Here is a 13,189-nt window from a genome sequence, read left to right as displayed (position 1 = left end):
GACTCCTCCCTACTGATACCGGCCCCGGCCCTCGATGTCATCGAGACTGGCGAACACCGCGTCGGCGTGGTCGCTCTCAGTTCGATAGGCGTCTTCGGCGGCCGACAGCAGCGTTTCGGGGTCGTCAGCGGTCCCGGCGAGCGACTGGGCGAGGACGTGGAGGTCCATCGCGTGGTCCTCGGCCTCCTGCGTGTAGTAGCCCAGACCGAAGTCGATGAGGAAGGTCCGGTCCGGCCAGTCACCGCGGCTACCGACCCGGACGTTCCGCGTCGTCGGGTCGCCGTGGACGAAGCCGGCGTCGTGGATGCGAGCGAGCCAGCGACCCACGTCCGCGACGCGGTCCGCGGACAGCCCCTCGCGGAGGTCCGTGTCGCCCACTCGCTGGAAGACGATGCGGGACTCCTGTGGGTCTACGTCTCGGACCAGTGGCGTCGGGACACCGTGGCGGCGGGCTTCGCTGGTGAGCCGGGCCTCCTGTCGGGTGCGTTCGGTCCTGAGTCGGTCGTCGAGCGTCGGGTGGCGGTAGCTCCGCGGCACGCGCTCCTTGACGACGCGGTCCCCCTCGAAGCGGACGGCCGCCTCCGCACCCTGGACCTCCTCTGCATCCGTCGGATAGCTGTCGACTGACTCCTCGGGGCCGCGCCAGGTGACGGCCACCTCGTCGGGCCGGAAGTTCGAGTCGATGCGGGAGTCCTCGATAGCGATGGTGTCTCCGGCTGCGTACATCTTCGCGCCGAGCATCGCGATCATCCCGGCGTTGTCCCGCAGGAAGCGATTTTCGGGGGCGTAAAACGCCGCGCCGCGTTGCTCGCACATCTCGCCGAGCATCCGCTGGAGGCGGTCGTTCTGGCCGACGCCGCCGCCCAGTACCAGTTCGTCAGCGCCGGTCAGCGACAGCGCCCGCTCGGAGACCTCCGTTAGCATCGCGAAAATGGTCTCCTCCATCCCGCGACAGACATCGTCTACTGGAACACCGCTATCGACGGCCTGCTTGGCGGCGCTCATAATGCCCGAGAAGGAGAAGTCCATCCCCTTGACGACGTAGGGCAGTTCGTGGTACTCGCCGTCGCGGGCGTGTTGCTCGACTTTCGGCCCGCCGGGATGGGACCAGCCGATGTGACGGGTGAACTTGTCGATGGCGTTGCCGACGCCGGTGTCCATCGTCTCGCCGAGCACGCGGTAGCGGCCGTTCCGGTAGCCCAGAATGTGTGCGTTCGCGCCGGATGCGTTCAGGCACACCGGCGAATCAAAACCCGAGCGATGGCGGCCCACTTCGAGGTGGGCGACCATGTGGTTCACGCCGACCAGCGGCACGTCGAAGCGCTGGGCGACGGCTCTGGCTGCTGTGGCGACGATGCGAAGGCAGGGACCAAGCCCCGGGCCGCGAGCGAAGGCGACGGCGTCGATTGGCGGGCCGCTGCCACCGCCATCGTTCGTACTGCCAGCGGCCGCACGTTCGTGTGCGTGCTCGATGGCTGTCTCGATGACGGTCGGAATGGCCTCGCCCATGTGCTCGGCGGCCTCGCGTGGATGGATGCCGCCGCTGTCGGGGGCGTAGGCGTCAGTCTCGATGAAAACGTGGTCATCGTCGGTTACCTGCGCTGGGTCCGGCGTCTCGAACACCGCAGCACTGGCTGCCCAGGCGGTACCTTCGATACCCAGAATACGCATCGGGTGGCCTTACTTCCACTCGGTGTAGCCGCACTTACCGCAGTGCTGGCGGTCCTCGTGTTCGGCGAGGACGGTGTCACCACACCGGGGACAGTTCTCGCGGTCGAGTTCGCCGTCGTCGTTGTAGTACTCGTTGTGTGGCATCTATGCTTCCTCCGCCTCTTCCTCGCCGTCGGCGACGATCTTGTTGCGTTCGAGCATGTGGTCCTGCTCGACATCGCGGGCGTACTCGGGGTTGTCGTAGACCTTCGCGTAGCCGACCGTCTTCCGCATGCCGAACTTGGTGTCGAGCTTGTGGATGACGACTTCCTCGGCGTCCTTGTTCAGCGTGGCCGCAAGAGAGTCGCGGACAGAGAGACGGGACGGGGTAGCTTCGTCGTGGACGACCTCGAACCGGACGTCCGTTCGGTGCAACATGGGATTTTCGTCTTCTTCGATGATGTCGATATCCATGGTTCGTTGTCCGTATCTACCCGCCGAAGCGCGTAAAAGGATTTCGAAGCGGTTGACGCCGGCTTGACGGCCGATCGTCCGCGATTCCCCGAGCCGCGCTGTGTCGCGGTTCGGAGATACCAGCGGCACGCACTCCAGCGGCCAGCTCTGGCTGGTATAGCGTCCACAGCGCAATAACGGTCGGCGTCGTGCTTACCGCTCGCCCAGTTGCGCGAGCAGGTGCGAGAGGTGGATCCGCTCGTTTGCCGCGTCGACCAGCGCCATGTCCGTCTCGCCGGCCAGCCGATGGATCTCGGCCAGTCGGTCGCCGGAGTACCGCGACCGTGCCACTTCGAGCATGTCGTCGAGAATGTCGGCCGCGCCGTGGCCTTCGTCGACGAGCAGGTCATCGAGCGTCGAGCGAGCATCGGTAAAGCGCCCGTCCTCGGCCGCGTCGATCATCTGCTCGACCTGGTCGTCGGCCTCGACGGCGTTCAGCGTCTCGAAGGCGGCGTCCATCGTCACCGCTCCTTCGGCTTCGGCGGTCGTCTGGGCGGCCAGCACCGCCGTCCGGAGGTCACCCTCCGCGTAGCCGGCGACGTACTCGATGCCCTCGTCGTCGTGGTCGACGCCCTCCGCGGTGACGATGTCCTCCAGCACGGACGCCGTCTCCTCGTGGGTCGGCTCGCGCATCACGACCGGGAAACACCGCGAGCGGATCGGCGGGATGACCGCCGACGGCTGGCGTGTCGCGATGACGAACTGCGTCGCCTCGTAGTACTGTTCCATCACCCGACGCAGCGCCTGCTGGAAGTCCTCGCGCATCTCCTCGGCGTTGTCCAGCAGGATGGTCTTGTAGCTGCCAGACACCGGCGAGTAGCTGGCGGACTCCTTGAGGACGTGGTTGATGAGGTCGGCCTTCGAGGATTCGCGGCGGCGCTTGCTGTCGATGAACGACGAGAACCGCGGGTCGTTGGCGACCTCCTTTTTCGTCATGTCGAACACGTCGGCGACGTTGAGTTCGGTGAAGTCCGCGTCGGGGTTCTCGTGGACTTCGCGGGCAAAGGCCCGGACGGCGGCCGTCTTCCCGCTTCCCTTCGGCCCGTGGACCAGCAGGTTCATCGGCTCCTCGATGGCTCCCTGCAGGTGCTCGCGGGCCTTCGGCTGGGGGATCTCCGACAACTCCGGGGCGTGTGTCTCCGTCCACAGCGGCGCGTCCATCTGTTGAGACTGGGTATGCCCGGCCCCGACAAGTATCCCGCGGTCCGCAGGCTCACGCTCCTCGCTGGTCTCAATGGTGCAGTCGCGGCGCGTTCGGTGACGCCTCTCACGACCGAAACCCAAAGCGACCGACACACCAGCATCGGTGGTCCCCGAGCCTCACGAGAGCAGACTGTCCACGGCTGGCTGCCATCCACATTCCACGCACTCGAACTCCGCGTCGGCTGTTTTGATCACCGGCTCGTCGCATTTCTTACATTCCCGGAGGTGATTATGGGGCCGTGTGGATGGTCGAGGCATACGTTAACGTACTACACATTCTTCTCACATAACCGTTCACTCTACGTACCTAGAATCGTTTCGCTGCGATCAGCGGCGCTGGCATTGTACACCGTCTACGTGTGCTGATTTTCGACTGTATTTGCTGCTCGCGGGTTGCTCGCAGCAAAACCCGCCGGCCGGGAGTGAGCGAACGCAACGCGTTCGCGAACATCGGGCGGCAAACGACCGCAGGGAGTGCGCCGGCCGGGAATTGAACCCGGGCTATTGCCTTGGGAAGGCAATGTCCTACCACTGGACCACCGGCGCGCATCGTTCACTACGTTCACTCGCGCGCCGAGGCTCGCGATTCCTACGGAATCGCTCACCACCGGCGCACTACTGCTCGTTGCAGGTCCATCGAACCTGCACACTGCACGCACTTCGTACCGAACTGTCAACAGCGACCGCACTTGAACGTAGCGCTTCGACTGGACGGCCGTCCGAAAATATCGCGCCGATGGATGGGTATTAGTTCCGCCCGGCCAACCAACAGATATGGCAACGGCCGACTCCGTCGTCCGGGCTGAGGACCCGTTCGACCTGACGTTCTCCGAGGCTGAACTGGACGCCCATCGCGACCACATCACGTCGTTCATCGAGGGCCAGGTCGACGCCGCGGGTGTCGACACCGTCGTGATGGGGCTCTCGGGCGGTATCGACAGCACGCTCGTCTCCCACCTGGCCGTCGAGGCGCTGGGCCGTGACGCCGTCCACGGGCTCGTGATGCCAAGCGAGGCCAACCGCGCGGACAACATGAGCGACGCCGAGCGAGTCGCCAACGACCTGCTGGGCATCGACTACGACGTTATCGAAATCAATCCGCTGGTCGACGCGTTCCTCGACGCCTACCCCGACGCCGAGGGCGACCAACTCGCCGTCGGCAACCTTCGGGTTCGCTGCCGGGCGGTGCTGAACTATCTCGTCGGCAACCACGAGGAGTCGCTAGTACTGGGGACTGGAAACCGCAGCGAGGCGCTGGTGGGCTACTACACGAAGTACGGCGACGGCGCGGTCGACTGCCACCCGATTGCGGCGCTGTACAAACAGCAGGTCCGACAGCTGGCGAAACACGTCGGCGTTCCGGACGACCTCGCTGAGAAGACCGCCAGCGCCGAGATGTGGTCCGGCCAGACTGACGCCGACGAGATGGGGATGGACTACGACACGCTCGACTCGATTCTTGCCTTGCACATCGACGGCGGCGTTCCGGCAGCCGCGACAGCCGACCGGATCGGCGTCCCGATAGATGCCGTCGAGACTGTCCGTGAAATGTACGAATCGAGCGCCCACAAGCGGGCGATGCCCCCGGGTCCGGAGCCGCTGTACTGAGTCGCCTCTAATTCGTCAGTGCGACTTAGCGGACTGGGTTCTCCGGGCCGCGACCAAGGTACTCCGAGAGGAACGCGTGGACGGTTTCGGCGTCGTAGCTGTCCATCGTTAGTTCGTGTTGCCACGCCGTCACGACGTAGGGGGCTCTGGGGTCGTCGCTGGGGTTCGGCGCGACGACGACGCTCTGCCAGGTCCCGGTATGGACGCTAGCGAACTCCCGAAGGCTCTCTCTGGCTTCGGGCGAGATCGCGTCCGGGTCGTAGTAGATGATGACCGCGCCGTGTTCGAGCGTGTGGACGAGCGAGCCGAGCAGCGGCGTCGCCTCGTAGAAGCCCGCACTCACAGTTGAACCGTAGTGCGTTCCGGACAGTGGCGGCACCCGCTCGTAGTCGATGGCGCTGCCCTGTGCGACGTGGTTGGCCCCCCGATCGGGGAATTGCTCGACATCGGCCAGTTGGTCGCTGTCGCCGGAGTCAGCCAGCGATGACGCCTCGGTCCCGTTGGCCTCCACGGGTGAGAGCGGCTGTGCGTCAGCGGTTCCGATCAGGTCTTCGCTGTCGACCCCGCTGTCGCCACCCCCGCTCAGCTGGGTCGCATACGCTGCCACTCCGATTGCGAGCACGACGACGACACCGATGATGATCGGTCCCACCGGAAGATCGCCGTCGTCGTCGCCCCCAGCGTGCTTCTTGACCCGCCGTCGGTCGATAGCGCCCAGTTCGCCGTCGTGGGCATCAGCGAGGTGGTCGAGATACACGTCCTCGTCATCGAACGATTCCCCGCAGTACTCACAGTCAGCCATTGCCAGCCCGTAAGCGAGGGGTGGTCTTGTACTCTTTCCTACCCGTCGTCCGCGTTGAGAACGGCGAAGGCCTCCTGTTCGCGGCGCTCCTGTGTTTCCCGGTCGGCGTCGTCCCGTATCCGGTCTTTCAGCGTTCGGAGTGCGTCCGCATCGACAGCCGCCAGTTCTTCGGCGACGGCTCGCGGTTCGGCGGTGATCCGAGAGATCAAGCCCATTCGCAGGGCCGTCTCGGCGTCCAGCGTTCGGCCCGACAGCGCGATGTCAAGCGCCTCGCCGGTCCCGACGATGTCGGGGAGCCGCGCCGTTCCGCCCCAGGCCCCGAACAGGCCGAGCTTGACGCCCGTTTCGGCCAGGGTCGCGTCGGGCGTCGCTACCCGGATATCGCAGGCCAGCGCCAGTTCGACGCCGCCGCCCCGCGCCGCCCCGTCGATACCGGCGACGACGGCCCCGTCGTAGGATTCGAGCGTCCGGGCGACCCGCTGGCCCAGCGCCGCAAACGTTTGGGCGCTTTCCGAATCGAGGGCCTTGACCTCGTCGAGATCCGCCCCGGCACAGAACGCCTCGCCAGCGCCGTGGAGGTACAGCACTGGCTCGGTCGCCGACTCGACCGCTGATTCGAGATTGCGAAGCGCCGCGCTGGTGAGGGCGTTGCGCTGGTCGGGCCGGTCCAGCGTCAGCGTCCGGATACCATCGCCGTTCGTGGTCTGTACCATGCCTGCTGTGACTCTGCGGTTTCCAAAGGTCTTTGCCCTTCCCGTCGCTAGACCCTCATAATGGAGGAAGTGGCGGCAGTTCGCCGAGCAGCGTTGGCGGCAGTCGACGATGTCGAGCCTGACCGGCTCCACGGGCGGATCGACGCCCGCCTCGACGACGCGTCACTGGCGCCCGGCGTCCTGACGCTCGTTAGCGCAGGGGCAACCAGCGATCCGCCGGTCGACCTGACCGACGGCGTCGCTGACCGGGCTGCCGGCGTCCAACTCATCTACGAGGGCCTCTCGCTCACTCGCCAGTTGGCTCACGATGATCCCTGGGTCAACGGCGACCGCGACACGGCGGACCTGGACATCCTCATCGCCGATATCCTCGTCTCGCGTGGCTTCTACCTGCTTGCCAGGACCGAGGCCGCCGACGCCGCCGTCTCCGTCGTTCGCTCCTTTGGCCACGACCAGACGGTCCGCCGGACGACCGACGACGAGCGCCTCGACGCCGCCCTCGAAACCGACATTCTGGAACTCGCCGTCGTCGCCGGTGTCACTGCCGCCGGTATCCGACCCACGCCGACGCTCCGCGAGTACGCGACCGAACTGGCCGCCGACGGCCTCCCGTCGAATGCCGACCTGCTCGGTGAGGACGTGGCCGACGCGCTCCGAGCGCGTGCGGGGGCCGAACAGCCTACCGGCGACGGGACCGAGGCCGCCGCCGACCACTGATACTAATCGACACACCGGCCCCGAATCGAAACGACTTTAGACAATTGCCGGATACACATTGATGCGTGCCTGGGTAGCTTAGCGGTAAAGCGCGTCCTTGGTAAGGACGAGACCCCGGATTCAAATTCCGGCCTAGGCTTTTTCCAAGCGACTAACCCAGAGCGCCAGCGATGGGTCCGGAGCGCGTGACACGCCGGATCCGGGATTTGAATCCCTGGAAGACGACCAGCGAGAGTCTTCCTCTGGTTCAAATTCCGGCCTAGGCTTTTTCGGAGCACGCTTCTACCAGGCGTTCCGTCGCCAACAACTACTGTGGTCGGGTGACCGGAACCGAGATTTGAATCCCCGCCGAGGGTTTCTATGACCAACTAACTGTGCAAAGCGGCGGTGTTCCGTAGACAGGGACTGTAATAGCGGCAGTTACCCTCCCGAACGTAGCCCGCTTTCGAGACTTCTCGTTTTGATGACCTTTTCCAAAGGGATATCCCGCTGTAGGCCTAACATTGCATGTGAATACCACACACGACGAGACGGCAGATGCGGCATCTACAGACGAGAGTGGCCGCATGGGTCCCGCCGTGCTGGCGTCCGTCGCGTCCGTTGCCCTGGCGCTGTATTTCTACTACGTCCGCGGCGACAAACAGCGGGGCCAGTTCATCGGCCTCTGGCCCGCGACCATCCTCGGACTCGCCACGTACCGCAGGCTCGGCGAAATCAAACGGCTTCTCCAAGAGGACGCTACCTGAACAGGTGCCGCTGCCGGTTTCTGTCGTCGTATCGCGCCACAACCAGCCGCCGTTCGACCAGCCACTACTATCCACACATGCGCTCAACCCTCGCCCAGACCATCTCACGCCTCGATATCGATACCCGAATCCAGTACGGACTGATGCTCCTCTTCGGCGGACTCTGTCTGCTAGCGGCAGCTGCCCCGCTCGGAACGCTCACGAAAGCCGTCATCGTCTCCGCGTTGTTCGGATTTACCGGCGGGCTCTGGGTGTCACACCTCGTGCAGATTATTCAGCGGGCCGCGGAGACCGGACAGTCTGAGGTCGGGCAATGACCGAAGAGGTTGCCGAGGACCCGCCGGAGACTACCGGTTTCCTCGCCGGACTCGAGTTCCTCACCGGTGACGACCCCAGCGCAGGCTCATTCCTGCTAGTCGTTGGGATGGTCACCTGCGTCTTCATCGCCGCGTTCCAGTTCATGCTCGCCCCGCCGATTTCGACACTTCTCACCGGGCTCGTCCTGGTCATCGCCGTCATCAGTTTCATCATGGGTGCGGTGCTGGATATGCTCGATTACTTCGACACGCCGCGCACCATTTAGCGCTGAGCGTGGCGCGCGAAAGCGACTCCGTTGTCGTCGACGTTGTGCTGTCGGTCCCCGCCGGCTACCTGTCTGGCTCCTCGGCGAGCGCCGTTTCCCGCAGTTGCTTGGCCGCCTCGGTCTCGGCGGTCAGGTCCGGGACCGGAGTTGGCGTACCGTCTTCGATGGCGACGAAGGTCGCGTACGCGCTGGTCGTCTCCTCGGTGTCGCCGGTGTGTGGGTCCTCGCGGGCGACTTCGATCCGAACCCGGACGCTGGTCCGGCCGGTCGCGTAGGCGTAGGACTCGATGAGCGCGGTGTCGCCGATGGGGATGGGGCGTTCGAAGTCGACGCTCGACATCTGGGCGGTCACACAGGACTCCCTGGCGGCCCGCATGGCCGACATCGCCCCGATCTCGTCCATCCATTTCATGACGATCCCCCCGTGGGCGCTCTGATAGTTGTTCGCGTGGGTCGGCTGGACGCGCTCGCGGTTGACGATATGTGTTTCGTCGATGGTCGGCATAGCAGCGCTTGGCACGGTGCTCGGAAAACAGTGTGGTGGTTCTCAGTGACGCGCCGTGTCTGTCGACAGCCGTCTATCCGGTGAACTGGTGGTATTCGAGGCCTTTGTGCTTCATCTCGTTGTGTTTGCGTTCGAGGAACGAGTACACGGAGCCATGCGGCGCACCGTCGAGAATCATCTCGGCGGCTTCTCGCACGGCGTCGACCTGCTCTGGGCCGCCGATGATACCAAGCGTCGAGCCGTAGATGACGACGGCCGCGCCGGAGAGTTCCTGCATGAGTTCCCGCGTTCGGCCGCCCTCGCCGATGAGTCGGCCCTTCTGGCGGCGGAAGTCGTTCTTGTTGCGGGAGGCGGCCTCGATATCGATGAGTTCGAACATCATCATGTCGTCCTCAAGCAGTGCCAGCGCGTCGTCGGGCGCGAACCCGCGGCCGATGGCCTTCACGATGTCGGGGCCTTTCAGCGCCGTCACGGGGTCGCCGACGGACTCGACTTTCACCGTGCCGTCTTCGGAGTCGATATCCAGCCGGACCTCTGCGCGCTCCTCGATCTCGCGCATGGTCGCACCGCCTTCGCCGATCAACACACCGATACGGTCCTGCGGAATCTTCACGTGTTGCATAAGTATACCTCTCTGTAGGAGGGTCTGCCTGTTTAAAACTTCGGCAGTCGCGGGACTGACGCATACCTGGCGGTCGTCTGCCGACAGACGCCATCTCAGTCCAGAAACTCGACGCCGGTGATTTCGAAGCGTGCGCCGCCTGTCTCGCTGTCGGTGACGATGATGTCCCAGCCGTGTGCGCCGGCGATGGTGCGGACGATAGAGAGCCCGTAGCCGCTGCCGTCCTCGGACGTGGTGAAGCCGTGGTCGAACACGTCATCTTTGATGTCGTCCGGGATTCCGGGGCCGTCATCCTCGACGTAGAAGCCGTGCTTCAGCGGGCCGACGCGAACGATAACGGCGCCGTCGCCGTGTCGAATGCTGTTCTGAAAGAGGTTCTCGAACAGTTCGATGAGTCGGTCGCCGTCAGCGCTCACCGAACCGATGTGGTCGTACTGGAGCGTGGCTCGTTCGCTGGCTCCGCCGGCCCCTTCCCAGGCTGTGTCGACGACCGACTCGACATCGGTCGTTTCCGGGTCGGTGACGACGTTGCCCTGTTTGGCGACCGAGAGCAGGTCGTCGACGAGACGGGCCATCCTGTCGCTCGTCTCTTCGAGTGCATCGAGGTGTTCCTGGTCACCGGTTTCGCGGGCCAGATGCACCCGCGAGGAGATAACGCTCAGCGGACTCTTCAGGTCGTGGGCGAGGATGTCGGTGAACTCCTTGAGCCGGTCGTTCTGGCGTTCCAGCATCTTGTCGTACTGGTGTTTCTCGGTCGTGTCCTGGCTGACTGCGACGAATCCATCCAGTTCTCCATCACCGAGCGGCGAGAGCGAGAGGGTGGCCCAGAACACCGAGCCGTCGGCCTGCCGGTGCCAGTGTTGGGTCTCGACGGGACTGTCTTTTGCTTCCGCCAGCAGCGACTCGACGGTCGTCTCCATCTCGTCGGGGTCGGCAAACAGCATGTCGACGTGGTGGCCGACCGTCGCGTCCCGGTCGTAGCCATACAGCACGTTGGCCGGGTCGGGCCAGGTCGTGATGGTGCCGTCAGTGTCGAGCATGAACACCGCGTGCGACGACAGCCCTTCGATGAGGCGCTCAGACACCGAATCGTCGCCGTGCGTTGATTGCTGGTCCGAACCGCTGTTCGATGGTGTGGTATCCATCAGCCGTACCGATCCGTGGGCGGCCAGCGGCAGTTCACACGGTACGAGGGCCACTGTGAATGATAACTCATACCAAAGCATAGGACAGCTAATAGGTTACGTACTGCGGTTTTCACAGTTAGCTGCGTTGTGATGAACCGGGTAACAAGAGCGCAGTAGTGCGGTTCGCTCGCCTCAGAGTGGGGGCATGAGTAGTACTGCCCGATACTCACTCGTCGTCGCGGCGGTCTGCCGGCGTCCCCTGTGGCACGGCGTCGTCGTCGCTGCCCGGCGCTGTGTCGTCCTTGTCCTTCGGTGTCGCGTACTCCCGGACGTACGAGAGTAGCTCATCGGGCGTCGCGTCGACGCCCTGTCTGGCGAAGAAGTTCGCGACGTTGCGACAGTCCCGTTCCAGGAAGTCGTCGGCGTTGGGGTGGTGGATGGTCACCGCCTGCCCGAGGTCGATAATATATAACTGCCCCTCGTGGAAGACGATGTTGTACTCCGAGAGGTCGCCGTGGACGAGGCCGGCGTCGTACAGCCGGCGGGTGTACTCCTTGACGACCTCGTAGGCGGTTTCGGGGTTCTCGATGTGGACCTCGGAGAGGCGCTTACTGCGGCCGTCCTCGGTCCCGAGGTACTCCATCACGAGGACGTTGCGCTCGACGGCGATGGGTTCGGGCGTCCGGACGCCGGCCCGGCGGGCGCGCTTGAGGTTCGACGATTCCTTGCGCACCCACGCGGTGACGACCTTCTTCTTGTCCGAGCCGATGCCCTCGAAGCGGGGGTCGCCGTCGAGGTAGCCCCGCATGTCCTTGAAATCGGAGGCGTTGATGCGGTACACCTTGACGGCGACCTCCTTGTCACCGGAGAGTGCCGTGTAGACGTTGGCCTCTTTCCCAGTCGAAATCGGGCCGCCGAAGGCGTCGATGTGGCCGTCCTGAACGAGTTTGTACAGCGCGCCGTAGGTGGCGTCGTCGAAGACGCTAGCCTCGACCTTGAACTGGTCGGCGTCCTTGATGCGCTCGCGGAACTCGCTGAACTCGCGGTCCCGCTTGCGGGCGATACGGTCGGCTTCCGTGTCGGACACGTCGACCTCCTCCCACTCGTCGCCCGGCGAGTCGACATCGTCCGTGTCGAGCAGGCCGAACTGCCCCTCGGTCACGCTTGCACCCCCGTCGAGCCCGCGGCCAGATACATATCAGACTACTCCTGGATGTGTCCCTCCTCGCGGAGCTGGTCGGCGTCCTGTTTCTCGTAGCGCCACGTGATATCGGCCTTCTCGTCTTGCCAGTCCCAGGGTTCGACCAGCACGACATCGTCTTCCCGTATCCAGATCCGTTTTTGCATCTTGCCCGGAATCCGGGCTGTGCGTTCGACACCGTCCATACAGCGTACCTTGACGCGGTTCGCGCCAAGCATGTCCATGACGATGGCGAACACCTCGTCCTCTTCCGGCATCCGCAGGTTCTTTCTGCTGTCGTTGTCGCTCATAGACGATACTTCGACGGGGAGAGGTTTAAGGTTTGGAAAAATTGGACCGCGTACGGGGGTCCGGACCGCCGGCAAAGGGCTGTGGGCCGGGGCGATCCCGCGCTGTCACGACAGCGGCACTACGGGGCAACTGGCGTGTCGCTGTCAGGATCCAGCCCACGGAGCGGAACATCACCGGAGAACTCGAACTCGTCATACCAGACTGTCGGTCGCTTCGCACGCCCTTCGTCTTCCAGTTCGATGAGCCCGTAGTCGGCGAGTTCATGGACGTTCTCGGTGACTTCCGGGGGGTGTCTCTCGACGAGACGAGCGAGTTCGCGGATGCTTTCGGGCTCGTGTTCGACAATGGCTTCGAGCAGTTCGAGGTTCGTCGGCCGGAAGATGCGGCCAAACGTTGCCAGACTCTCGATGCACAGTCGGGACGGATTGGGCTCAACGGCTTCGTCAGCGTCGATAGCCCCGAGCGTGTCCGCGAGGTCGCTACGGTCTGGTCGCGTGCCGATGGTGATGTGAAGCGTTCGAGTCATGGGTTGGGATACGTGTGAGTTACCATTCGATGCGTTTCTCGGGCGGGAGTGCGGCTCGCCAGGTCCGATACAGTGGTTGCAGGCCCTCGAATCCGATTTCGAACACCTGCCCTGCGATATGCAGTTCGTGCGGGCCGTGGTGGTTGTCGAAGCGGATGATGGGGTCGTCAGCGCCAGCCTCGCCGTAGTGGAACGCGTACTTGACGCCCTCCGGGTACTGGTCAGATTGGGGCACGTCGAGGATGCGTATCCGAGCGACAGTGCCGTCGTCGTAGGCCTGAATTTCGTCTTCCAGCACCTCGACATCGCTGCCTATCGATAACTGTTAGTTTTGTCCCTAACAGTATGAACGTTAGGGTGAGGACTAACGATTACGGGAGTC

General features: G+C 64.2%; 18 protein-coding genes and 2 tRNA genes. 6 read left to right on the top strand and 14 right to left on the bottom strand.

Translation table 11 applies throughout. The features are described from left to right. Positions 1-9: 9 nt before the first annotated feature. From NDI54_RS01635 to NDI54_RS01615, 5 genes are all read right to left on the bottom strand, one after another. Positions 10-1,671: a bifunctional N(6)-L-threonylcarbamoyladenine synthase/serine/threonine protein kinase gene (locus NDI54_RS01635; RefSeq protein WP_310894741.1), complete on the bottom strand. Its 1,662-nt coding sequence runs from the start codon at positions 1,669-1,671 to the stop codon at positions 10-12. 9 nt (positions 1,672-1,680) lie between these two features. Continuing rightward, a complete protein-coding gene (locus tag NDI54_RS01630; RefSeq protein ID WP_310894740.1) occupies positions 1,681-1,815 on the bottom strand; it encodes a 30S ribosomal protein S27ae in 135 nt (44 codons plus the stop codon). Further along, positions 1,816-2,124 carry a 30S ribosomal protein S24e gene (locus NDI54_RS01625; protein ID WP_004516108.1) on the bottom strand — a complete coding sequence of 103 codons (309 nt, stop codon included), beginning with the start codon at positions 2,122-2,124 and terminating at the stop codon, positions 1,816-1,818. Positions 2,125-2,316: 192 nt separating this feature from the next. Beyond that, positions 2,317-3,324, bottom strand: coding sequence for an AAA family ATPase (locus NDI54_RS01620; RefSeq protein WP_310894739.1), 1,008 nt, complete (start codon positions 3,322-3,324; stop codon positions 2,317-2,319). A gap of 517 nt (positions 3,325-3,841) precedes the next feature. Further along, positions 3,842-3,912, bottom strand: a tRNA-Gly gene (locus tag NDI54_RS01615). A 228-nt stretch (positions 3,913-4,140) separates the two neighbouring features. On the opposite strand from NDI54_RS01615, the gene NDI54_RS01610 reads away from it, so the two are divergent. Beyond that, positions 4,141-4,974: an NAD+ synthase gene (locus NDI54_RS01610; protein ID WP_310894738.1), complete on the top strand. Its 834-nt coding sequence runs from the start codon at positions 4,141-4,143 to the stop codon at positions 4,972-4,974. A 25-nt stretch (positions 4,975-4,999) separates the two neighbouring features. Here NDI54_RS01610 and NDI54_RS01605 read toward each other — a convergent pair whose 3' ends face one another. Both NDI54_RS01605 and NDI54_RS01600 read right to left on the bottom strand, forming a co-directional pair. After that, positions 5,000-5,776 (bottom strand): DUF3105 domain-containing protein, encoded by a 777-nt coding sequence (locus tag NDI54_RS01605; RefSeq protein ID WP_310894737.1) that lies wholly within the window; start codon positions 5,774-5,776, stop codon positions 5,000-5,002. Between the two features lie 38 nt (positions 5,777-5,814). Beyond that, on the bottom strand, positions 5,815-6,489 hold the full coding sequence (locus NDI54_RS01600) for an enoyl-CoA hydratase/isomerase family protein (RefSeq protein WP_310894736.1): 675 nt from the start codon (positions 6,487-6,489) through the stop codon (positions 5,815-5,817). Between the two features lie 60 nt (positions 6,490-6,549). Here NDI54_RS01600 and NDI54_RS01595 point away from each other — a divergent pair, with 60 nt between their 5' ends. From NDI54_RS01595 to NDI54_RS01575, 5 genes are all read left to right on the top strand, one after another. Then, positions 6,550-7,206, top strand: coding sequence for a DUF7114 family protein (locus NDI54_RS01595; protein ID WP_310894735.1), 657 nt, complete (start codon positions 6,550-6,552; stop codon positions 7,204-7,206). 67 nt (positions 7,207-7,273) lie between these two features. Then, a tRNA-Thr gene (locus tag NDI54_RS01590) sits at positions 7,274-7,345 on the top strand. Between the two features lie 370 nt (positions 7,346-7,715). Then, a complete protein-coding gene (locus tag NDI54_RS01585; protein ID WP_310894734.1) occupies positions 7,716-7,952 on the top strand; it encodes a hypothetical protein in 237 nt (78 codons plus the stop codon). A gap of 77 nt (positions 7,953-8,029) precedes the next feature. Continuing rightward, positions 8,030-8,269, top strand: coding sequence for a hypothetical protein (locus tag NDI54_RS01580; RefSeq protein ID WP_310894733.1), 240 nt, complete (start codon positions 8,030-8,032; stop codon positions 8,267-8,269). Next, on the top strand, positions 8,266-8,535 hold the full coding sequence (locus NDI54_RS01575; protein WP_310894732.1) for a hypothetical protein: 270 nt from the start codon (positions 8,266-8,268) through the stop codon (positions 8,533-8,535). Before NDI54_RS01580 ends, NDI54_RS01575 begins: the two co-directional genes overlap by 4 nt. Positions 8,536-8,599: 64 nt before the next feature. Here the strand turns inward: NDI54_RS01575 and NDI54_RS01570 are convergent, their stop codons facing one another. From NDI54_RS01570 to NDI54_RS01540, 7 genes are all read right to left on the bottom strand, one after another. Next, entirely contained in the window at positions 8,600-9,040 is a 441-nt protein-coding gene (locus NDI54_RS01570; RefSeq protein ID WP_310894731.1) for an acyl-CoA thioesterase, read from the bottom strand. Between the two features lie 73 nt (positions 9,041-9,113). After that, positions 9,114-9,662, bottom strand: coding sequence for a KH domain-containing protein (locus NDI54_RS01565; RefSeq protein ID WP_310894730.1), 549 nt, complete (start codon positions 9,660-9,662; stop codon positions 9,114-9,116). A gap of 95 nt (positions 9,663-9,757) precedes the next feature. Continuing rightward, positions 9,758-10,807 (bottom strand): two-component system sensor histidine kinase NtrB, encoded by a 1,050-nt coding sequence (locus NDI54_RS01560; RefSeq protein ID WP_310895138.1) that lies wholly within the window; start codon positions 10,805-10,807, stop codon positions 9,758-9,760. Positions 10,808-11,015: 208 nt separating this feature from the next. Then, positions 11,016-11,951 carry a serine/threonine-protein kinase Rio1 gene (gene rio1 / locus NDI54_RS01555; RefSeq protein ID WP_310894729.1) on the bottom strand — a complete coding sequence of 312 codons (936 nt, stop codon included), beginning with the start codon at positions 11,949-11,951 and terminating at the stop codon, positions 11,016-11,018. 41 nt (positions 11,952-11,992) lie between these two features. Then, positions 11,993-12,280 (bottom strand): translation initiation factor eIF-1A, encoded by a 288-nt coding sequence (gene eif1A / locus NDI54_RS01550; protein WP_310894728.1) that lies wholly within the window; start codon positions 12,278-12,280, stop codon positions 11,993-11,995. Between the two features lie 119 nt (positions 12,281-12,399). Further along, complete coding sequence (locus tag NDI54_RS01545) at positions 12,400-12,807, bottom strand: HVO_A0114 family putative DNA-binding protein (RefSeq protein ID WP_310894727.1); 408 nt, start codon at positions 12,805-12,807, stop codon at positions 12,400-12,402. A gap of 19 nt (positions 12,808-12,826) precedes the next feature. After that, positions 12,827-13,123: a toxin-antitoxin system TumE family protein gene (locus NDI54_RS01540; RefSeq protein ID WP_406600164.1), complete on the bottom strand. Its 297-nt coding sequence runs from the start codon at positions 13,121-13,123 to the stop codon at positions 12,827-12,829. Positions 13,124-13,189: the final 66 nt, after the last annotated feature.

The organism is Haloarcula terrestris, from assembly GCF_031624315.1.
Taxonomy (GTDB): Archaea; Halobacteriota; Halobacteria; order Halobacteriales; family Haloarculaceae; genus Haloarcula; species Haloarcula terrestris.
Note: the sequence above shows the minus strand (reverse complement) of the source record. Positions and strands in the feature narration are given on the sequence as shown.